This is a genomic window from Clostridium sp. Marseille-QA1073, assembly GCF_054863625.1.
This window is the reverse complement of record NZ_JBSVQM010000001.1, coordinates 71,979-95,367: the sequence shown is the minus strand read 5'-3', so window position 1 is coordinate 95,367 and position 23,389 is coordinate 71,979. Positions and strand designations below refer to the sequence as shown.

Here is a 23,389-nt window from a genome sequence, read left to right as displayed (position 1 = left end):
TAAAAGCTGAAATCTTGAACTTAGTTCTAATCTTATATTGGTAAAAGTCACTTTTATTTATAATAGTTCATCTAACTTAATTAACTGGTGATTCATCCTTCACTTCATAATAGAACGGATTAAAGCCACTTTTATCTTCTGATATTAAATTATTTACTTTAGCTTTAGTCACTAGCAAATCCTCATTATTCTCATCATCGAACATAAATATTTGAATATCCTCTTGGTCTATTCTTTCATAAAATTTTTCCAATATTATACCAATAGCTCTTCTATTAATCAAGTCAAAAGGTTTAGAAATATGGTCAATCACTAAAGTTGGCACAAGCGGATATTTATTTTCTTTAAGTAGCAGTTCTAAAAAACTTAAATAGCCACACAGCTGAATAAGAGTATGCCTTGCCATACTCCCTGTATAATATTTTTCAAAAGATTTCTTATTTATTTTACCAATAGGTTCTTCTTTCTCATTTTCTGTAACTTCTTTTTCATTAGCTATTATCATAGGCTGAAGAATATTTCCTTTTTTAAGGTATTGTATCTTAAATCCTTCAATATCGACATCATGTTTAACTAATTCTGAAACTTCATACGCTGACTTATACAAGTAGGTAATATTATTTGAAATCATCTCTATCTTTTCAACATCATCTGCATTTTGCAATATCTTTATTTCTTCTTTAATTTTTCTAATTCTTTTTCTTTTCTCTTTTAATTCATCTTCATTATAACTTATGTTATCATTTAAATAATCTTCAATAATAGATATTGCTTTAGTTTTTTCATCTATGTTAAATCTTTTAAATCTATAATTATTATTTAATATTTCTTTCTTCAAGTTTGCCCTTTGCTTTCTCATTTCTTGTATAGTAGTATCATTAATGATATATTTATTAAAAGAAATACTATTTTCTAAATCCTTAACTAAATTGGCTACAGGTTCTGTTAAATACTTTAATTCATTAGTGTTATCTAAAATTAACTGCAATCTTTCTAAAAGTATTTTTCTATTTTCTCCCTCTATATTCATCCTTTTAGAATCTAATATACGATTTTCATATATTTTAATCTGCTCATCCAAATTATTAAATATAACTTCTAATTCCGCAATCGTTTTGTTACTATCTTTATTTACTTTACTTTCCATACGCTTTATGCTTTCAATTGCTTCTTTAACTTCATTTGTGTTTCTACCGTTATATGACATAGTAATATTTAACTTTTGTAAGTTTATATTTACTTTACTACATATAAAATCGAATCGGCTAGCAGTTCTTTCAATCAATTTAACTTCATTTTCAAGAGCATCTAGTTCATCTTTTAATTTGAATATAAGTTGTAAATTTTTATTAAATACAAAATTTAATATTGGGTTAAGCTTTACAGAATATTTAATATCACTACATTTATCTAAAAAGTCATTTAAAACCCCTTGTCTCTTTTCTCCTAAAAAATTAAACATTGTGAATGACCTATATGTTAAATTTTCATCTGTAAATTCTCTAATATCTTTCAGTAATGACTCTTCTTTAGTAAAAATAGCATTTAATTTATCTTTATATTCATTGCTCCCTATAGACTCTCCTCGTTCTTCATCTTTATAATGAAAATAATTTTTTTCTGCATTTAAAGTCCTAGTCAATACATAGTTAATATTGTCATAAATAATTTCCATTGTAGCTTCTTTTAAAGTATCCTTATACCAATATTGCTTATTGATTTTTTCTGACGAGCCTAGCATATAGTCAATGAATTTATAAAACTCTGTTTTTCCTGAACTATTCTTACCTTTAAAATAATTGATCCCATATTCAAATTTATATGTATACTCTTCGTCAAGATTACTTTTCATAATCAACTTATCAATTTTAAACATTGTGCATAACCTCCTTTAGAAATTGTCTGTCTGTCATTTTTTTACTTTCTCTAATAGATTTTGTTATAAAATTACTTTCTATATAAATGGTATTATGCTCTTTCAAGTTATATTTTAATTGATCTCCCTCTATTAACAAATTGTCGTTTTGTATTAATAGATGAATAGCCTTAAGTATATACTCAATACTATTACAATAATCCTCAAATGCACCTGATAATTGAGAAATACATTTCAATAAGATATCTTTAGAATTATTAGCACTATAGATTTCCTTATCATTAAACTTATTCTTCTTTATTATATAAGAAAAAACAAGTATTTTATTAACACTCAGTTGTCCATGCTTTTGTAAAATTCCTAGTATTATGTCACAGTATCCACTAAGTATAATTGCCTCTGCTAACACTTTATTTTTAGACATTACAAGACCTCCTGCCAAGATATTTGCTTTTCTGCTTCAATATCATCTCGTGTTAGATAGATTGCTACACCATACTTAGTCTGCTCATTTGGTGTATATGAATTAGAAGCTTTTTTAGTATCCTTAAGCCTGTTAAGTGGTGTGTCTCTATTTTCTTGCTGTAGTACCACCTTTAAAAAATCATAATTCTCATAGGTCGTATTCTCTATGTCATCTATCCTTTGTACCTTATTATTTTCCATATACAAACATCTTAAAGATTCATAGTATAACTTATACATAAGATGTTGTTCTATGCTTTGTTTTGGAAGATTACAGGTATTTAATTGAATGCATTCTCTAGAATTTACAATCTTCAGGTCTTCCCAATTAATTGTATTACTACTTTTAAACATAGAATAACTTAAAACAACTTGATTTTCCGCTATATTTTTACAAATCTCTTCAATTTGGCCTATAAACTCACTAAATGTACAAATAAAAGGTTGTCCCTTGTTTACAGCTTGCATAATTTTCATCGTTACATATCTTAACAATTCTTGTACTCTCATGTAATATATCGTTTCTGAAACAGCAATCCTACGAAACATAACTTCATATCCATTTAAGATCTGCTCATCGATTCTATCCATAACTTTAAATTCATATTTATCTTTAATTGAATTGTATACGGTTTCAAATTCTTCAAAATCACCATCGAATCGCTTTTTTACCTTAGTAATTAATGCATTGGCATTTTTCTTGGACGTTTTTATCTTATTGAATAACTTCTGAGTATCTCTATTGAAAATAATATCTTGATTTTCATAAACTTCATCGCTAAACAATACATATTTACTAATATTCTCATGCGACTTTTCAATAAGTAACCAATTGTATAGTATTTTTTCTGCACTTGCATTTGATATCTTTGTTCTTTTTACTTGTATTGCTACATTTGATTCTTGTTCTTTCATTATGCACTTATAACTGTCACTTTTCTTATCTATTTCTTCTTGCTGAGCTGCTCTTATATTTACATCCTCTAGTGTCTCAAATTCTATTTGCTCTTTATGTTGAAGCTTCGATAAATAATATGTAAATACTTTTATTTGATATGCAAACCCTCCTAAACTTTTTATACCACTCTCCCCAGTAGAATAGTCCATATTATCACTCCTATTCATCTTATTTTTATCCAAACTATACTACCATTTTATCTTTATTTTTAGTATAGTACATATTATTACAAAATCATACTAAATTTTTAATATATAGTAATAATTCATCAATTTTGTAAAACAACCCTATATCTTGCTATTATTTAGGGTTTATTTCATAGTTTTTTTCTATAACTTCGCATTAATATTTATTCAAATTTGTTCTACTGCCTTACTTTTACCTATGAACTTTTCAGATAGTCACGTAGTAAAATTTCTTCTTTGCATCGTTTATCACAAATAATCTTAGATTTATATATGTAAGTGTCAAAATTTTAGTACCTTTAATATATTCAAAAATAGTATTAAAATATCCTAGTAAGGCAAAAGTAAGCTTTACTAGGATTAATTTATTTCTTATCTTTAATTTTCATATTTTCAGGAACCTTATCAGACCAAGGCATAAGGTTCCCTAAACTTTCGATATCTTTTATATCTATCTTTGATAAATTATCAAATAAATAAACTAAATACTTTTCTACAACTAATTTATTAGCCTTAGCAGTTTCAACAATACTATAAATATTTCTACTTGCAGTTGTACCCTTAGCAGTATTAGAGAATAAGAATCCACCAGCTTAGCTGGTGGTATTTCTATCGTCCTATAAGGACATTTTACTAGCATTGTGCCTTAAGGCGCTTTTTATTCCGCCAGTCTCATCTTTTTGTTACTTGTTACCCTTAAAAGGGTCCATATATTCTTTTATGCTTATCTGATCTGACATCATATCTTCTTTTTGTTGATTCTTTATATATTTTTCGATTGCTTTTTTATTGAGCCCTACAGTTATCCGCGTAGAAACCTCTACACCAAAAGTGTCTGTTTCAATATTTATATTTTAAACTTGCAAATTTCTCAAATATCATTAAACTACTTTTTCCTTTATGAAATCCTAAAAAGCTCAATACACTCATTTTAGTTGGAATTGAAACCAACATATGTATGTAATCTACACACGCATTTACCTCTATTATTTCAACGCATTTCCATTCACATAATTGCCTTAATAGCTTTCCTATTTCCGCTTTCTTTTCACCATATATTTCTTTTCTTCTAAATTTTGTTGCAAATACTATGTGATATTTGCAGTTCCACTTTGTGTGTGATAAATTATTACTATCCATTTTGGATGACTTCCTTTTATTTTTGGACTTGACTGACGAAACCATTTCTATTTTAACGTGAGTTCGATGGAAAAAATTCAATATAAGAAATCCCATCAAAATGTTTTATTATATAAGTGAAAGCAAAAAATAAAACAAAGGAGATGGGATTTTATGCAAAATTTATTAGTAGAAATATTTTATGATGTAGACAATTATTGTATTGCTTTTGAAAAGAACTGTAAAAGCCATTTTCTAGCTGAAAATAGTGGGAGCGATTTCACAATGATAAGAAGTAAAAATTTATCACTAAGTGAGGTTATGACAATAGCCATATACTTTCATTTGTCAAATTACAGAACTTTTAAAGCATATTATAAACAATATGTGTCCACTGTTCTCAAACCTTATTTTCCTTAAGCTTGTGAGCTACAATAGGTTTGTTGAGTTAATGCAAGAAGCATTAATTCCACTAATATTATACATGACAAAGTTTAGAACTGGCAAGTTCACAGGAATTTCCTTTATTGACTCTACAACTCTAGATGTATATCACAATAGAAGAATACATTCACATAAGGTCTTTAAAGGATTTGCTCAAAGAGGCAAAAGTTCAACAGGTTGGTTTTATGGCTTTAGACTTCATCTTGTTGTCAATAATAAAGGAGAGATTCTCTCTTTCTACTTAACTCCAGGGAATGTAGATGATAGAAATCCTGAAAACATAGAAAAGTTGACCAAAGATCTTTTTGGAAAACTCTTTGGTGACAAAGGCTATTTATCTAAAAAAATATCTGATATTCTATACTCTAAAGGTATTCATTTGATAACAAAATTAAAGAAAAACATGAAAAACAAACTAATGTTGATGGAAGATAAGATTCTACTTAGGAAAAGATCTATTATTGAAACTATAAATGATCATTTAAAAAACATATGTCAGATAGAGCATAGTAAGCATAGAAGTTTTACTAATTTTATAGTAAATATAGTTTCTGGATTGGTTGCATACAGCTTTCTTCCTAAGAAACCATCTCTAAAGTTAGATAACTACGTCACCTTAGCTTAATTGGAGTATTACTACATAATTTTACATGGGTATTTTTTTACATTTTTTATAACCATATCTATCCATAAATCATTTTATTTTTCGAACTCACGTTAACATACATTCATTATCTAAAATATATTTTAAAGTAGTTATTTGAGATAGGATAAATTCAATAGCATTTATATAAATTACTTTTTTTTATAGAATAGCTTGTACAAAGTTTTGGATTTTATCCTTTTAATTTCTTCTTTTAAAAACTCATATTCAATTGTAATATCTCGCAATTTCTGCTTCAATTTAGTATCATTTTCTCGATATATTTCTATTTCTTTTAATAAATTTTGATTTTCTTTTTTTAAGCTCTCTATTTCACTATTCATGTAAACTATTCTTTTTTGGTACAATTCATTTTTACTTATTTCCTTCTCTAGCTCAACCGAAGAAAAATATTTTTTTGATATTGGGTCACTTAAGACATTTACAAATATAAAGTTATTCAATTTACTAATTACTTTTTCAAATTGTTTTTCTTCGTCTTCCTTAGATAGAAATTTATCTGTGATATACCATTTCGAAGCATTAAACTCTACCATAGCTATTTCAATATCCTTAAATTCTTTTATTTTCACTTCATCCACTTTATGAGTTTGATATACTTCTATCGCTAATTTTCCATTCCACTTTTCAACATAAATCATTGGCTCAGCTTTTGAAAACTGTATCATTACATCTACTATTCTTTTTCTACCATTCTTTGTATAGACTACTTCTTCTTGAGATGCGCTATCAACATAAACTTTGACATTTTCCTTACCAAATGTTAAATTAAGCACCTTAATTCTTGAAAAACATTCTTTAAAAAATTCATGTTGGTAAGATTCTTCATACCCTTCACCTAATCTTATAAAATTAATATCTTTATATCTAAAATAACTTTTACCAAAGATATTATTTCTCCCTGTTTGAAAAACCATTTGTACTTTATCTTCAAGATTTTTATGAATACTATAAATAGAATCCTTATTTCTCTCCCAAAATTCAGGATTATTTTGTTTCCATTGCAATACATCCCAAATACTTACCCTTTTATATTCATCATTAATTAATATATCTGCCCACCTTTTCATATAACCCTCTCTTTCAACTAATTAATACAAAATTATCAAATATCTAGTACTTTACATACTATCTACAACTATAATTATAGTCTTATTATAAACAAAATAAAATAAGAATCCCCATCATCTGGAGATTCCCGTTCTTTATTATTTATATTTCTATATCTTTTCATCAAAGTGTAGCTTTATGCTATCTACATCTTCCTCGTTTTTTATCTTCTGGAGTAGTAGTTTTAAATATCCTATTGAAATCACTACGATTGCGACGCTGATATAACGACTAGTTTAGATTGATTATAAAAGATGAAATTAAAAGCAAAGGTTCCTAAATTAAATATCAATAGAAGCAAATATTTTTTAGAGCTTGAAACTTCAGAAAACATACTTAGTACAACTCGAAATTATATGTATTGTTTCTAACTTGTAAATATTTTATTAAAGCTTGTAATATATTAGTTATTAAAAGCTTTTTTAGTATTTGAAAGTAAAAGGTATATCATTACTTATGGTACGATTCTCCGTATCAATTGTAAGTAAGATTTTTTATACTTAAAATAATAGAAAGCAACTAATTAAGTCACTTCCTGCCCTATAAATTCTATAAATTATATATTGTTAAAACACTTATCTATATTATTATTCAAAATTTTAACTATCCGATTAATACTTACATTATCTAAATCATCAATCTCATTTCTTATATCTTTCTCTACTTTATCGCTAAACTTATATTCATTTAATCTATTATAAAATTTATCAAATGAAGTATTTCTAACTTTCTCTTTATCAAATATCGTATAAACAACATGTGCTATTTTGCATTTAAATAACAGTTCTTTTGTTTCACTAACATCAGATAAATTTTCTCCTAACAATGTAACATACTGAAATGTTACTCTATATCTTAAATACGGAATCAATTTAAAATTCGTACAACATAATATAATATCTAAAGCCTGTGCTATAAATCCATAAACCAATATCCAAAATTTAAAAGCATCGTTTTTTTCTTCTGGTAGAGGTAAATTTGTTTTATCAATATAATCTCTAAATCTTTCTATTAAGCTTTTTTCTAAATCTTCTCCTTCATCAAAAATAATATACCTTTCTATATCTGTCTTTAATGCTGCAACTATATCGTGAATAGAGTCAAACTTTTTAAAATATGTGTCCATATTTATATTTTCTACAGAAAATAAACTCAAAAATGCATTATTAGCAGCTTTTTTAACTAATTTCATATCATTATCGTATAACAAATGTAAGGGCAATATTAAAATAACAGATGAATATTGTGATAAAATTTTTATATTATCCCCAACGGAATAAATTATCTGATTTCTTAATGTTTCTAAAAAACCTTGCGATTCACATTCAGGTACTACTTTTGAATATTTACATAATGGATCATCTACTATATGTATATTCCCCATCATAACAAAAGGATAGTGCTCAAAATCATCAACATCTAAATATGTTGCTCCAGTAAAAATATATGCATTATCTTGCGGAGTAATATTGCTTAAATAAAGTTTCACAACATCTCTTTTCGAATACCAAAATATATTAATTTCATCTATAATATACATATAATCTACTGTATCAATTTTATGTTTTATTTTTATTAGCATTTCTAAATATTCATTTTGTATATCCTTAACCTTATTCATTAAAAAATTCTCTTCCACTTTTTATCACCTCTGATAACAAATATTTTGGTATTCCATAAACACTATCTAGAAATAGTAAAGTTTTTTCCATTATACTAACGCAATCATACCAAACACTTTTCAAATTTTGATTGTTCTCTATATCTGGAACACAATGATAATGATGGGCAGGATTATCACATTTTAATAGCGAACTTTCCCTTATAGCTCCCCATAAACCATGTTCATATGCAGAATCATAATCATAATATAAACCATATAATTCTTTCTCCCCAACAAACTCAGCTTTACTACGTATGTTTTGTTTATCAAAATACTTCGTATCCATATCTATAGTTTCTTCAATAATAAATTCATTAACTAAGCACTCCATATATTTATAATCAACATGACTATTTTTTAGTTCTTTTTCTTGCTCTCTAAATCTAGCTATAATTAATTTGTATTGGCCTATTCCATAAAACTGATACTCTGCCCATACATTCTCATGTTTATCCTCTATACTTACTAAATATTTCATCATAATATAGTTTTCTATCAATATCCTAACCGCACCTCTACCTGAGATAGAATTAAATAATTTATGTTCAACAACTTCTAATAAACGCTTATATGAGTATGTTCCTATTCCAAATAAAACTAACATTTTGTTATCTAATGGATTAACCTTACATAATAACTCTGATAGATAAGCAAAAACTTCATGTAATTGCTCCATATATAATTCTGTATTTGCTGTTTCTTCACTAAATTCTATTCTATATAATTCACACTCAGTCATAATACTAATCTTCCTCCAAAAACTAATCAAATACCATTCTGCTTTTTTCTCCATATTTAAAATCATTAATTCTGAAGCTCGAATAGAAGGTCGTAACATCCTCATTTTTTCATCATTATGCTCTAAATATGGATACTTCATCAAATTTTCAACTTGTTCTTTTTGCATAACTACCTTTCCTGTCATACACATATAATATAAAGCTATAAATCTTATATCTGTTGAAAAATCACTTTGATGATACATAGATTTTCTTAAAACTTCATCTAAAGGCTTAATTCTATCTTCTACTTTTATATTTGGCTCTGCAAACTTCTTAGCAAAAATAGGATAATCACTATATGTAAATATTAGTGTTAATGGTGATAACACCTTTTTTTCAACTATAGTTAAAACATAATCATAAAACTCCTCTTGTTTACTATTCTCCATAGATAAAATTTCTGATAATCTTGGTGCTACAATTCCTGAATCAATTGAATTAAGCTTTATAATAACATGATAAACCTTGTCCATTCCTTTACTTCTACCATATTCATTTAGTATCAGTCCTATCCAAATATATTCTGGTAATCTACCAAAACACCATGTTTCATTATTACTTACTGGTGTCACAAACTCATTAAAGGGTGCTATAAATTTGCCTTTTTTAAATTTATGTTCCGATAACTTATTATATCTCATATGTTTACCTCCATAATTACCCATATATACATTTTAATTATATCATTTTTGCTAATTTATCCAAGATAACTATATATTAAATAAACAGTACCAACTATATTGACTTATTTTATCAGGCAAATAGGATAAAATATTATTTTTTATAATATACTATTTTTACTTATAAAAATAACCTTAACCAATTGATACCAACGATTAAGGCTAAAAGTCTCATTTATTTATTGTATGGTTTACTCTAAACAATTCTAATCTTATATATAAGAAAACTCCTCGACTAATTAAATTAGCCGAGGGTTTCATTGGCAGAAGCTTAGGGACACTTCTCCATTATTTCTAATGGCACTTACTATACCTTAAGTTTAATTCTAATATAAATCTCTTAGATTATTGCCAAATATCAAACTTTATAAATCGAAGACAAAACTAAATCTATTTTCCATATAGACATTAGGAACACATTAGTTATACTTCTTAAGGTATATGAAACAAAATAGCTAGTCAAAGATGCGAAGTATATTTTATATCAGACAAGGAGACAGGTTTCCATGATAGTTGGTCTATCATGGAAACCTGTCGACGCAGTATGATATAAAATAGACAAGCATACTGACTAGTTATTTTTTGAATATACCTAGAGTCAAGATTGGAGCAATTTTCGTGGAGTTGCCAAGGATGGCAAATCAGCCAATATAACCAAGGACGGTTAGTTGTTGGCGTTAGAAAATTGCTTCAATATTGACTTTTAGAAGCATCTATTTCTGTGACAGTCGTAACGGAAAATAATTTAGTGGAGCCGTAGCTTATGATTTGGCAGTGAATTTAAAGATTACATATACTTTTATGATTAAAGTAAAAAATCCACAATCTTAAAAATTGTGGATTTTTTCTATGGTGGAGGCGAAGCATGGCATGCTAAATCTACAAATTTCTCATGCGCAAACTTTTCCATCATAACACTTTTCGTTTGTAGTTTAAAGTTTTCTGATGTGTTGAACTTTTAACCTTATGGTATAATATCTGGAGAATGATATTTATCTTTAATATTTATCATAATAGGGGGGTTTATCTAAAGGGCTATTTAGTAATTGCTGGAACGACCGATTCTCTGAACAAAGCATTGGTAAAATCCATCCAGCAGTATGTATTTCATGCATTTCTAGCATAAGTTAAATCTACTTCTTTTTTTATTTCTAACAGTAGATTCTTGATTGGCTTTGCCCAGTTTTGACCTTGTAATTTAGTTATACCATTAAGTTCTCTTAATATATGAACATTACATTCAAAGTATTAAACTTTCCTGTTCCAATGTTGATTTATTGTCTATAACAAACTTAATTAAATCATGTAGTTCTTGAATACTCTTGTCATATAATAATTTTTTTAACTTTAATATATAATTTTCATCATCAATTTCTTCACAATAGCAATTATATTTTTTCATTACATCCACATTCATTAAATAAGGCTTCAAATTATTAAAAATATATTTCTTTATATTTCTATAAATGTTGAATCCACCTAAATCTATATCTCCCCAATGATAAAAATTAATATTTATATTACCAGCAAGCAACTGCTCATATAATCTATTTAAAAACCTTTTTTGTACCGGAGTATAAAATCCCCCTGTGAAAATTATTAATGCATCTTTTTCATTTGCACATAGATAATTAAAATTAGCTTTATTTTCCACAGAAATAACTTTGTCAAAACAATAATTTTTTAGTTGCAGATCTCTTATTGTCTGAGAATTTAGCGAGACTCCATAAATAAAATTTTCTAAATCTATATTTTTATATCCCAGTTGAAATTGAATATTGCCCTTCATATGTAGTTCGCTAGTAGTTTTTTCTATACCTACCTCATTTAATACTTCGTCATCATCTAAGTCTTCACATGTTTCAATAAAATACTTTCTAATTAAAGATAAGATTGATGTTCTTATATGCTTTTCAAAAGTTTTGCTATCACTTAAATATCTTTTACTAAATACTCTTTCATACATAGTGTTATCTTTCTCTAAAAGCTCATCTATTCCTTTAAGTGATTTTAAAATAAGTTCTCTTCTTTTATTATCTTCAATTATCTTAGGTATTTTATACTTATCTAAAACTTTCTTTTTCCAATCTTCTATTATATTTTTTATGTTTTTATTCTTAACCTCTCCATAATAAAGTTCTAATTCATTTACAATCCCTTTTAAAATATCTTTCTTCTCGTCTACTTCTGCCAAATAATAAAATTTCTCAATGTCACTTAATTTGAAGATTACCCTATCAATTATATTATCTTCACTAACCCATTTCACTTTTATAAGTCCGTCCTTCTGAAGCTTGTTAGCTGTTTTATTAATCTCAATTCTATACTTAAAATTCGAGTCACTATTATACTGATGAAAAGTTGAAAAATTAACAGACATATTTCCTTCTCTAATATTCTGATTACTTTTATTACTTTTCTCATACCGTTGAATAATTTTCGCGGCTATCACTTTCTCCATTTTCTTCGCCTCATACCTCACAATTAATTAATCTTTCAATTTCTTTATTTTCAAACTCGGCTATTGTTATTTTCTTTTTATTCTCATTTTTTACATAAAGAATTTTCTCTACATTAGGTCCTATAACTGGAATTTTATCATCAGGTGCTGCAATAATTGCTTGAAATCCTAATTTTCTCAAAAGTTGAATGCTAATCATAGCATGTTCTTCATCCATCTTACTAAATGCTTCATCAAATATTATTAACCTCATGGTATTATTGTCTTTAGAATTATATATTCTATAGTGATTTGCAAAAGCAGCTATTACTGCAATAAAAAATGGGCTCTGGGTTTCACCACCAGAACTTTTAGTTAACGTCTTAGATAGATCAGATTTATCTGTTCCTATTTTCTGCTCCATATCAAATTCTAAATAAGTTTTATAATCTGTATAAATGTTAATTTGTTTTCTTAATTGTTCCATATCACTTCCAGACAAATTCTGTGTAGTGTTTACTATTAGATTAAAAAGAAACTCTATTTGATCTTTATACTTCTCTTCAAAAAGATTAAACGTTAAATCCATTCCCAAGAAATCATGTTTAAGCATATTATAAAAATCAATATATTTGTTTTTAGGTCTTACTAAGAACTTGTATTTTTTCTCTCCAAAAGTCATTTTTTCAAGTGATCTATTAATGAAGGTTATCTGTTCTTCCGTTTTATCTATTGCATCCTTTAACCTAGATAACAAATCAGTTTTAAATGCAATATAAGCTTTTTCTTTTTGCATATTAATTTTTTCAATATATTCAGGAAGTTTTGTATCTACCAGTAATTCTAACTGTTCGATATATTTTTTGTTGTCCTCACAATGAGTATCCCAAGTCAATGAGTTGTTAATACAATATTTTCGCCTAAGATCCGTTACTATTTTAAATTGATCTGATTTCTTTTTATCAGCAATTTCATATTGCTCTTGATAGGTTGTTAAAATAACATTATAATTTTTTAATCTATTAACCACATTATTGAAATTCTTTTCACCTACATCACTTATCCATACATCCTCATAGTTTTCATATAATATTTTTTCTATCTTTTTACACTCAGATTCTTTATCAATTACCTTTTGAGCACCTTCTTCAATAATAAGTTTTCTCTTACCAATTTCCTCAATTAAATTTCTAGTTGCTTTCCGTAAATCTTCTTCTTTATTTAATGCTTCGTTAAGACTTTTCTTCAGTTCTTGTACATAGAATAAGTTAACCTTTGAGAGCTCCACTTCTTTTTCTCTCTTTTTATCTTTTAATATTTTAATGCTATTAATCCTTTCTTGCTCAATCAGCTTAACTTCGATTTCTTCATCGTCATAAATTTTAAGATTTAAATAAGTTCCTAATTTATGTTCAATTTCACATACTTCTTTTATCTTCATGTTTATAAGTTTCAAGTCTTCATTAAGTTTCTGTAGCCTTAACTTTCTAGACTTTGATCCAATACAGCGATTCTTTAAATATAAATCTGGATTTAATCTTCTTGCAATATAACTTTTATAAATAAAACATTCTCTTGTTATAGAGGTTCTAAAATTTCTAATGTTGTTTATATCTTCACACTTTACCACTCTACCAAGAAGATAATCTATATAAATTCTTGCATATTTATTGTCAGTAACTACTTCTTCTGCTAGTGAATTTTTCACAACTTTATATTTATCCTCAGCTATTTTTTCTATATCTATTATTCCAGCATCATAAAATTTACTTTTATCTAAACTATTATAAGTATTAACTGCTTCTTGATAATATTGAGGTTCCACAATTAAATATAGCTTTTGCCAATTCATATAACCTTCTATAGCATCTAGCCATTGTTCATTTTTAACTTCAATTAGATCAGCTAACACGCTAACCTTTATATTAGTACCATGAACTTTAGATAACCTCATTTCCAAAATATTCTTTAAATTTTCAACAGATTTAGGGTAAACTATTCCTCTTAATAATCTACCCAACTCTTCTTCTATATCTTTTTTATCCTTATTATATATTGAAAGTTGGGTTACTATGTTTTTATATTTATCTCCAATCACCTGTGACATTTTAAATAACTTTCTATTCAACTCAGAAAAGCTTTCTTTCTGTAGATTATATAATTTCATCTGACTAATGTCTCTTTTGTATCTTTCTACATCAATACCTAAATCATCGTAAATAGCATTTAAATCTTCTACGCAATTAATCCATCTTCCAAATCTTATAGCTTCAGCTGAAAATCCTTTTTGTATAACTCCGAATTCACTTATTTTATTACCCAATTCATTTATTTCATTGTGCAAAACAATTTCCTTGGAATTTTCTATCTTATTTTTTAAATTATTTATATTTTCATCAAGTTTTTTTGACTCGACCTCTATCTCCTTTAATCTATTACTTTCTCTTTCAATAAACTGTTTGGCATCATTTATTTCTTCTCGCAACTTTGTAGCTTTTATTTTTTCTAACTCCAACTCACTTCTATCATATATAAACTTACTAACCTTATAATCTTCTCCAAACTTTTCAAATTTTTTATATTCATCAGATATAATTTGCAAACTCTTTATCTGAGTTTCAACTTTTTCAGCTTCTTTCTCTATTTTTTTATAAATTCTAATAGGTGTAACCATATCTTCCACATCTATCTTTGTATCATCACATATGAACTTTTGTATGAATTCTTCTATACTTGCTGGTGGCTTAAATGCCACGGATTTTTTAAAAATTTCAAAAAAGCTTCTTTTTAATTTACCCATATATTCGTATAGGAAGTGTTCATTATACTCCTCTGTAGTATGAACCTTTATTAATCCCCCATATTGTTCTTTTAAATCTTTAATCGACAAGGGTTTCCTATTTTTTATAAACCCATTCTCAGGCAAACAGCCTTTTAGTTTAAAAAATAAGTGATCATAATTACTAGAATCTTTTCTTACTTCAAAGACTACACCAAGACAAAAATTCTCTCTTGTTTCTGTGTTTATAACTTCTGTAACAATATAGCTATTAAAATCAATGTTATCTCTGATAAATTTTTTCCCTTCGTCAGTGTTATCTTGAGTCATTCCCTTCAAGTACTCTATCAACTTTCTTTGAGAATTTTCATTTGCCGCTTTATTAAAATAATGTCCTCTCAAATCTCCTAGAATTACTAGCTGCAAAGCATCAATTATGGTAGACTTACCAGAACCAGTTTCTCCAGTTAAAAAGTTTATACCTTTAGACAAATCTAAAGTTCTGAACTCTATATAATGCCAATTTACTAGATGTAGTTTAGTTATATATCTCATCTAAATCATCCCCTATGCTAATAGTTTCTTCTGGATTATTACTTTCAATTTTTTCTTTAAATTCTTCTAAAATTCCTCTAACAGCATTCCCATCTATGCAGTGAATAATAGATGGATATATTACATATACAGAAGAAGGATCCGTATATAATCCATCAACCTTTTCAATAAAATTATATTTAATCAATGTCTTTAATGCTTCTATCTGCTTGCTTTCAGATAGCAACTTTGTTGATAGATTAAATATATTAATACTCTTTAATAGTTCTGAATATCGAAAAGTAGTAAATAAACCTATACTAACAGATTCCTGTTTTTCATCATACATTAACCTAATTAATAATAAGAAAATCGTAGCAAGTTTTGAGAAATTTATATTATTTCTAAAGTTATCACTCTCAATATAATAAACCCCATTGTTGCTATCACTTTTTAGATCGAAGCCACCAAGATTTAAATATTCTTTAACTATAGACTCATATTCTTCTATAAAAGAATACATACGATCTCTATATAAGTTTTTATCTTTATGATATCTTTTTTCGATAATATAGGTTTTACTTATAATCGTTTGAATAACCTTTTTAAATAATTCTTTGGATTCCTCCGTTAACTTATCTAATTCAAATATCTCCATCCTATATCCTCCTAAATTCTATATTGGGTAACCTCCACCTACCATAATCCTTGATCTCATCACTTATAATTTGAGATCTATATTTAAATCTTCTTTTTTGAGATAACTTATAAGCCATAACAAACTTTATAAAATCTTCATTATCTTCTATTAAAAAATCCCCAGTTGTAATTCTCTCTTTATCATCCATATTTATCCTAATGAAATCTTCTATAACTGAATCTCTAAATTTATATATCATTTTATTCCTATTAGATAAAATAATTAAATCTTTCTGTTTCTCATTACTATTTCCTGTATCATAAATCTCCCTTATAGCTTCCCCTTGAAAAGGTGCTCTCTTACCCTTTTCTTTATAAATAGATTTATAGGAATACATTTTAAAGCTATAAATAAGTTTATAGCTATTAATAATATCTAGTATTCCTTCACTTTTCTCTTCTGAGATAAATCTCAATATATTAACTATATTTCCCTTAAAATCTTCGTCTCTATTTTTTAAATAGTTGATTCTATATAATGTAGCAGCTACATACTCATTATGTTTTTTATTAACTAAACTTTGCCTTCTATCTATATCTTCTAATGTAGTTTTTATCTTATCTAAACACAACAAAATCTCATCTTCAGCTTCATTATCATTTATTCGCTTCTTTGTCGAAAGCTGTTTAGCTATAACATTCACTAGTTCATCATCATTGATTATATTATTAATTATTGAAATAATCTCATATCTATATTTATAGACATTATCATCAGTTTTTAACGAAAAATACTTATTAAAAAGTGGAGATAAAGTATAATTATCGAAATGCTCCTCTATGAGATTTGAAATATTGCTTTTTTGTAAAAGCCTATTATAATAAATTTTTAAATTAAAAGTCATTTCTTGATATAATCTTTCAAGTTCTATAATGCTATCATATGAATTCTGCACATGAATCCATGAAATAATATTATCCTTTGCTATAGCCTTGATATTTACATATATATTAGTAATGCATTTTTCAGTTTGGAAGGTAGCTGGATTTATTATATTTTTAATGGCTTCTACAAATTGTATAGAATATGATGGTATAGATATGTATATAGCCTTTTCTTCAAACACAATATTTTCTTCCAGCCACCCATAATGAATTAAGCTCTTTATGATTTTTTTAGCATAACCCTCAATTACTTTTTCATCTAATATCTCCTTATCAAAAATCTCAGGCTTATACTTGAAAATTTTATCGTTATGATATTTGCTGAGAATTTCTTCACATTGACTTACTGTTAAATCATAACTATTACTTTTAGTTTCTTTATATATTTGTAGCATTGACTGTATATATAATTCTCTATTATCAGATAAGAATATATTAAAAAAGTTACTAGGTATAATCTGAAATAATTCCATCTTACTCCTCCTAAAATTTAGCTACACTTATTTGTCATTAAATAAATTTCTTTATTCTTATAGTAAAATATATTTAAATCTACACTATGCAACCTTACTATGTTTATTATCTTTCTTAGACTTTCGTAACTCTTCTCTTATATCGTCAAATTTAACCCATAAGTTTTTATTGTACCAACCGTACACATGTGATAAAGTTATATATTCCTTATTTAATTCTTTATCTGTCCATTCTACCTCATCTTGTTCCAACATTCGCTCATATTCGTCCATAGTGGCTAAAAATACATCTGTATTTTCTAATAGATCTCTGTTGTCTTTTACGCAATACTCCAATGCTTTATCAATAACAGCTGTTTTTTCATAGTTTTGTCTCATATATATTTTTGAATATATATCGTTTTCCTTTTCATATCCTGATAAGTCATCTATGCCATCATAATAATCCTTCTCTAAAATCAACGCTATTAAGCTAGGTATGGCCCCTTTATCTACAAGTATATTTTCAATAAACTTTGAATTTCTTATTATTTTACTAAAAAGAATCTTAAAATTTACTGGATTGTCACACTTATATGCAAATTCCTCTGTATCCATTAATGTTTTTCTTGTTTCCTCTGACAATGAGATATCAAACAATTTTATATACTCCTCTAAGTCAGCTATAACTATACTTGGCTTCATTTTCATAATATAAACAACTCCTTAATTTATATCTAGTGTATATATTTATACACCAATTATTTTTCATTCTTTTATAGTTATAGCTTGTCCATATATTTCATTTTTATTCATATCCTATTAAATTAATTTTTAACAGTTAAATTGAGAACCTTATATATTTTGCTTAATTCCATTTTTAATCCTGATTTCATTATTATACAAATATTACTTATGTTACTCATTTAGTAGAGCTACCCTCACCCATCAAAAAACATAATCGCCTGCAAGGAACTATTTAAGCCACCTACAGGCGCTTCATGGATATGTATGGTGGAGGCGAGGGGACACCCTCTTCCATTATTTCTAATGGTACTGACTATATTTTGAACTTAATTTATCTTAAGTTCCTTGGCGTATTAACGTATAAAATTCATATTTATAGCAAACTAATATGATAAATAAGTAATAAAAGGTGAAATACATGACTGATGCAGAAAAAGCCTATATAGCAGGAATAATAGACGGGGAAGGTAGCATTATGCTAACAAAATTTCATAATAATCAATATCCAGCTCCTTGTGTTAGTATAAGTTCTACCACCATTGAGTTACTGCAATGGATAAAGGAAAAAACTAAGGTAGGAACTATAAAATCAAAGAAAAATTATAATAAGATTAATCATAAAGATTCTTATACTTATATTGTAAAATATAATGATGCCATAGAACTATTAAGGCAAATTCAACCTTATCTAATAATAGAAACAAAGAGAAAACGAGCAGAATTGATATTGACTAAATATAAAAAAGTAACTCCTAGAAATGGTAGATACAATGAGGAAATGAAAGTTAATAAAGAAAGATTCTATGAAGAATTTATCAGTATAAAATAAAAAACTCACCATATTTCTATGGTGAATTTTTTTATATGGTGGAGGCGAGGGGACACCCTCTTCCATTATTTCTAATGGTGCTGACTATATTTTGAACTTAGTTTTGTTTTAAGTTCCTTGGCGTATTATGAAAGTTGTAGTTTAGTTTGTAACTTCCATCCTAGTGCTTCTTGCTAACTTAGTTGTTAGATTAGAAGCCTATAAGTCGATACAAGGCTGTTGAGTTTCCTCACATACCTCTCGGTATTGCCTTCACCGTCACGTGTTAAGGTTTCACCGATAAAGCCAAGTTTTCACTTTGAGATCACTCTCAAAGGCGACTCTTTTACGAATCGAACCCCTGTCCGAAAGCCATCACATCTAGGCATCTCCGAGTGCAGTTGGTATTTTAACATTCCCTCTAGTGAACCCCTACCAACCAGGTTTCACTTTCAGTAGCTTCATAATTTCCGTTTCTAGGTCAAAGCTTTCCTAGACTCGGTTCACCGCTATCGACGCCCTATCCTAAGCCGCGGTACTCAAAGGTAGAACGTAGCAGACTAAGCTGCTAATGCAAAATTATCTTCTGCGTTTATCTTTAATCCCGTAGTTTTTTAACGCGGGCCCACAGGCTCCCTCGACTCGCTTCCCAGGTGCCACGTACCCCCGTCGAAACCAAGTACGCCCCCATGTTATGTGTTTTTTTAACGCAGTTTATATTTAATTTTTATGATGTATACTTATTTTATAGCAATTAGTATACTATGTCAACCTTTATCAATTGACGATTGACAATGGACAATTGACAATTAATGTGGAAATTAATTGTAATCAATTAATTCCTTTAATTGATTTAGCTAAAAACTTCTATTTCTAAAAAAGAAGTTTTTATAATTGTCCATATTCAATTTTCAATTGTGCAAGTTGTAGCTTGCATAGACTATGATATATGATTTTAATGATTATATCAAGCTGAAATTCATGGATAGATTAGAAAGGTTTCTTAATTATCTATATTTCTCCTTCATTTGTCTATCTATATCTCTTTTAGCAGCCTTTTCAAGCATTGCATCTCTCTTATCGTAGTCTTTTTTACCTCTAACTACTGCTAGGTTTACCTTAACTTTGCCATCCTTTAGGTATAATGATAATGGCACAAGGGTATACCCCTTTTGAGCAGTGTATCCTAAAAGCTTTTCAATTTCATATTTGTGTAAAAGTAATTTTCTTTCTCTTAATGGATCTTTATTGAATATGTTTCCCTGTTCATATGGGCTTATATGCATATTCTTTATAAAAACTTCTCCATTTTTAATATCTGCATAGCTATCTCTAAGGTTTGCCTTTCCTGCTCTTATAGATTTAACTTCTGTTCCTACAAGAGCTATTCCTGCTTCCATAGCTTCTTCTATAAAATAATCATGTCTTGCTTTTCTATTTTCAACCAATGTTTTGTTTCCTAATTTCTTTGCCATTTCAACACCTGCTTTTAAATGTTCTTTAGATAATAATTATATAACTCCTACTATTTTTTGTCAATTTTAAAAAATTACTGTAAAACCAATTTCTTCAATTGAGAATTGACAATGGACAATTGACAATTATGGACATTTCTCAGTTTTACTGAGAAATTTAGAATTAATTTATTTTTAAAGTTACGCAGTAACTTCTTATTAAAAATCTATTTAAAGAAATTAATTTATAAAATTAATTTTAACCTCAATCGTCAATTTCCCATTCTCAATTTTACATTGATTAAACTGTTACCAGAGGTGGGATAACTAGCAATTGTATTGCTAGTTAAAAATCTATTTAAAGAAATTATTTTTCCTAAAAATAATTTCATCCTTAATTGTCAATTTTCAATTTTCCATTCTCCATTGATGTAATCGTCATAGTTTCCCTTAATGCACTTTACTCCTTCTTTTGTAAGTTCCATTACTTTGTTTCCAATTTTATTTATAAAATATCTATCGTGAGATATAAATAAAATTGTGCCTTCATAGTCCTTTAAAGCAGATTCTAATACTTCTTTACTCTGCAGGTCTAAATGGTTTGTAGGTTCATCTAAAAGTAGCAAGTTTGCTTCTATAAGCATAAGTTTAGACAGTGCTACCCTTGATTTTTCTCCACCACTTAAATCTCCTATTTTTTTAAATATGTCTTCGCCTGAAAATAAAAATCTTCCTAATACTCCACGTATTTTACTTTCTTTCATAGTAGGAAAATCATCCCATACTTCTTCTAATATAGTATTATTAGGATTTAACTTTTCATGTTCTTGATCATAATAACCTATTTGAACATCTTTGCCCCAATTAATTGAACCATGCTCCAGCTGTAAATCTCCTATTAAAACCTTTAATAATGAAGTTTTTCCTACTCCATTAGGTCCTATTAATGCCACTCTATCTCCTCTTGTAAGATCAAAATTTAAATCTTCAGTGAGTATTTTTTTATTTTCTCCTTCACCTACAGATAAAATACCTTCTTTAAGTTGTAGCACTTCTTTATAAGATTTATTCTTAATTTCAAAGTTCATATTGACCTTTTTTAAGTCTCCTAGAGGCACATCTATTTTCTCCATTCTTTCTATAGCTTTTCTCTTATTTTTAGCTGCTTTAGCAGAAGTAGCTCTAACTATATTCTTATCAACAAAAGTTTGAAGTCTTTTTATTTCCTCCTGTTGTCTTTCATAATTTTTTATATGAAGTTCTTTCTCCTCTGCTTTAAGAGAAACATACTTTGAGTAGTTACCAGTATATCTCTTGGATTTTCCTCTTTCTATTTCATATATAATTGAAACTGTAGAATCTAAGAAATATCTATCATGAGAAACTATTAAAACTGCACCTTTATAACTTTTTAAATAACCTTCTAACCAATTTAAAGCTTCCAAATCAAGATGGTTTGTAGGCTCATCTAACATCAATAAATCTGGCTCATTCAAAAGTATTTTTGCTAAGGAAAGTTTTGTTTTTTGTCCCCCACTTAGCTTTGAAATTTTAATATTTAAATCAAAATTTTTAAATCCAATTCCATTTAATATGGTGCTGATCTTTGCTTCTATTTCATATCCACCTTGCATAACAAAATAATCAGTTTTAGATGAATATTTCTTCATAATTTTTTCTAATTTTTCATAATCCTCAATAATTTCTTGTGAGGACATAAGCTTTTCTAATTGTCTTAATTCTCTTTCTACATTTAAAAGTTCATTAAATACAGAAAGCATCTCCTCTTTAATAGAGTTTTCTAAATTCAAACCGCTATCTTGCTTTAAATAAGCAAAAGTTTTTCCTCTAGATTTTATTATTTCTCCTTCATCTTGTGAAAGATCTCCATAGATCATTTTTAATAGTGTAGATTTACCTGCACCATTAACTCCTATTAAGCCTATTTTTTCTGCCTCTTCAACCTTTAAATTTATATTTGAAATTAAAATTTCTCCATTAAAGCTTTTTCCTACATTATTTAATTGTACTAACATTTTAACCCTCTCCTATTGCTCATTTGATGATTTTGTAACCCATTTAAGTATCTAAAATTTGAAGACACTTAACTTAAAATGGCTAAAAACCTAGGTCCTTGGATTTTTAACCACCAAATGAGCTAGCTAGATGGTTTTAACGTCTACTTCTTCATATCTTTTCATAATTTTCACCCCCTTATCTGGCATCTTCAAAAAAAGAATCCACCAGTATATTAGCCTATTTTATATCAGACTGCGTTGTCAGAACCCGCCCATAGCTCCACTATGAGCAGAACCTGACGCCTTGTCTGATATAAAATATACTAAACATCTTTGGTTTATTATTTTCTTTCAGATGCCTTTTTTAAAAAGAAAAAAGGTCATGGATTAATCCATGACCTTTTTCTTATGTACGTAAATTACAGATGTATATCGCTTTTAAAAGCTAATATATAATATAAAAAGTCACGGAACTTTATTTTACCCGTGACATTTATAATCACAATAACAATTTTACTCTAAATTATTGTATTACAATTAAAGCTCATCGGGCCGCTATTTTTAATTCCATTTAATATTGTATTTTTAGTTGTTGTTAATCTTATAGTTAAATTTGCAATATTTATC

Annotated in this window: 15 protein-coding genes, 1 other RNA gene and 2 pseudogenes; 2 read left to right on the top strand and 16 right to left on the bottom strand. The window is 27.5% G+C overall.

Annotated elements, in window-relative coordinates; all coding sequences use genetic code 11:
- Positions 1 to 76 precede the first annotated feature (76 nt).
- The 5 genes and pseudogenes from ACY1IQ_RS00435 to tnpA form a co-directional block, all read right to left on the bottom strand.
- Positions 77 to 1,876 carry a hypothetical protein gene (locus ACY1IQ_RS00435; RefSeq protein WP_461612092.1) on the bottom strand — a complete coding sequence of 600 codons (1,800 nt, stop codon included), beginning with the start codon at positions 1,874 to 1,876 and terminating at the stop codon, positions 77 to 79.
- Positions 1,869 to 2,300: a hypothetical protein gene (locus tag ACY1IQ_RS00430; protein ID WP_461612091.1), complete on the bottom strand. Its 432-nt coding sequence runs from the start codon at positions 2,298 to 2,300 to the stop codon at positions 1,869 to 1,871. The genes ACY1IQ_RS00435 and ACY1IQ_RS00430 overlap by 8 nt, the downstream gene beginning before the upstream one ends.
- Positions 2,300 to 3,448 (bottom strand): hypothetical protein, encoded by a 1,149-nt coding sequence (locus ACY1IQ_RS00425; protein ID WP_461612090.1) that lies wholly within the window; start codon positions 3,446 to 3,448, stop codon positions 2,300 to 2,302. Before ACY1IQ_RS00425 ends, ACY1IQ_RS00430 begins: the two co-directional genes overlap by 1 nt.
- Before the next feature lie 401 nt (positions 3,449 to 3,849).
- Positions 3,850 to 4,014: a transposase domain-containing protein gene (locus ACY1IQ_RS00420; protein ID WP_461612345.1), complete on the bottom strand. Its 165-nt coding sequence runs from the start codon at positions 4,012 to 4,014 to the stop codon at positions 3,850 to 3,852.
- A 153-nt stretch (positions 4,015 to 4,167) separates the two neighbouring features.
- Positions 4,168 to 4,624: pseudogene (gene tnpA / locus ACY1IQ_RS00415) on the bottom strand (IS200/IS605 family transposase).
- A gap of 153 nt (positions 4,625 to 4,777) precedes the next feature.
- Between tnpA and ACY1IQ_RS00410 the strand changes: the two are divergent.
- Positions 4,778 to 5,672 (top strand): annotated as a pseudogene (locus tag ACY1IQ_RS00410) (IS982 family transposase).
- Positions 5,673 to 5,842: 170 nt separating this feature from the next.
- Here the strand turns inward: ACY1IQ_RS00410 and ACY1IQ_RS00405 are convergent.
- The 8 genes from ACY1IQ_RS00405 to ACY1IQ_RS00370 all read right to left on the bottom strand — a co-directional run bounded on the left by ACY1IQ_RS00405 (position 5,843) and on the right by ACY1IQ_RS00370 (position 18,446).
- Positions 5,843 to 6,781, bottom strand: coding sequence for a hypothetical protein (locus tag ACY1IQ_RS00405; protein WP_461612089.1), 939 nt, complete (start codon positions 6,779 to 6,781; stop codon positions 5,843 to 5,845).
- Positions 6,782 to 7,377: 596 nt separating this feature from the next.
- Positions 7,378 to 8,460 carry a hypothetical protein gene (locus ACY1IQ_RS00400; RefSeq protein WP_461612088.1) on the bottom strand — a complete coding sequence of 361 codons (1,083 nt, stop codon included), beginning with the start codon at positions 8,458 to 8,460 and terminating at the stop codon, positions 7,378 to 7,380.
- The gene (locus ACY1IQ_RS00395) at positions 8,435 to 9,907 is read right to left on the bottom strand and encodes a DUF5677 domain-containing protein (protein WP_461612087.1); all 1,473 of its coding nucleotides are present in this window, start codon (positions 9,905 to 9,907) and stop codon (positions 8,435 to 8,437) included. Before ACY1IQ_RS00395 ends, ACY1IQ_RS00400 begins: the two co-directional genes overlap by 26 nt.
- A gap of 1,279 nt (positions 9,908 to 11,186) precedes the next feature.
- Entirely contained in the window at positions 11,187 to 12,407 is a 1,221-nt protein-coding gene (locus ACY1IQ_RS00390; RefSeq protein WP_461612086.1) for a Wadjet anti-phage system protein JetD domain-containing protein, read from the bottom strand.
- A gap of 10 nt (positions 12,408 to 12,417) precedes the next feature.
- Positions 12,418 to 15,720, bottom strand: a complete 3,303-nt coding sequence (locus ACY1IQ_RS00385) for an ATP-binding protein (protein WP_461612085.1) — start codon at positions 15,718 to 15,720, stop codon at positions 12,418 to 12,420.
- A complete protein-coding gene (locus ACY1IQ_RS00380) occupies positions 15,704 to 16,357 on the bottom strand; it encodes a DUF4194 domain-containing protein (protein WP_461612084.1) in 654 nt (217 codons plus the stop codon). Before ACY1IQ_RS00380 ends, ACY1IQ_RS00385 begins: the two co-directional genes overlap by 17 nt.
- Position 16,358: 1 nt before the next feature.
- The gene (locus ACY1IQ_RS00375) at positions 16,359 to 17,756 is read right to left on the bottom strand and encodes a Wadjet anti-phage system protein JetA family protein (RefSeq protein ID WP_461612083.1); all 1,398 of its coding nucleotides are present in this window, start codon (positions 17,754 to 17,756) and stop codon (positions 16,359 to 16,361) included.
- Positions 17,757 to 17,840: 84 nt separating this feature from the next.
- Positions 17,841 to 18,446 (bottom strand): hypothetical protein, encoded by a 606-nt coding sequence (locus ACY1IQ_RS00370; protein ID WP_461612082.1) that lies wholly within the window; start codon positions 18,444 to 18,446, stop codon positions 17,841 to 17,843.
- A 454-nt stretch (positions 18,447 to 18,900) separates the two neighbouring features.
- Between ACY1IQ_RS00370 and ACY1IQ_RS00365 the strand changes: the two genes are divergently transcribed.
- Positions 18,901 to 19,311, top strand: a complete 411-nt coding sequence (locus tag ACY1IQ_RS00365; RefSeq protein WP_461612081.1) for an LAGLIDADG family homing endonuclease — start codon at positions 18,901 to 18,903, stop codon at positions 19,309 to 19,311.
- A gap of 328 nt (positions 19,312 to 19,639) precedes the next feature.
- Here the strand turns inward: ACY1IQ_RS00365 and ssrA are convergent.
- From ssrA to abc-f, 3 genes are all read right to left on the bottom strand, one after another.
- Positions 19,640 to 19,970, bottom strand: a transfer-messenger RNA (tmRNA) gene (gene ssrA / locus ACY1IQ_RS00360).
- Positions 19,971 to 20,297: 327 nt separating this feature from the next.
- Entirely contained in the window at positions 20,298 to 20,765 is a 468-nt protein-coding gene (gene smpB / locus ACY1IQ_RS00355; RefSeq protein ID WP_291560067.1) for an SsrA-binding protein SmpB, read from the bottom strand.
- Between the two features lie 380 nt (positions 20,766 to 21,145).
- The gene (abc-f, locus tag ACY1IQ_RS00350) at positions 21,146 to 22,780 is read right to left on the bottom strand and encodes a ribosomal protection-like ABC-F family protein (protein ID WP_461612080.1); all 1,635 of its coding nucleotides are present in this window, start codon (positions 22,778 to 22,780) and stop codon (positions 21,146 to 21,148) included.
- Positions 22,781 to 23,389: the final 609 nt, after the last annotated feature.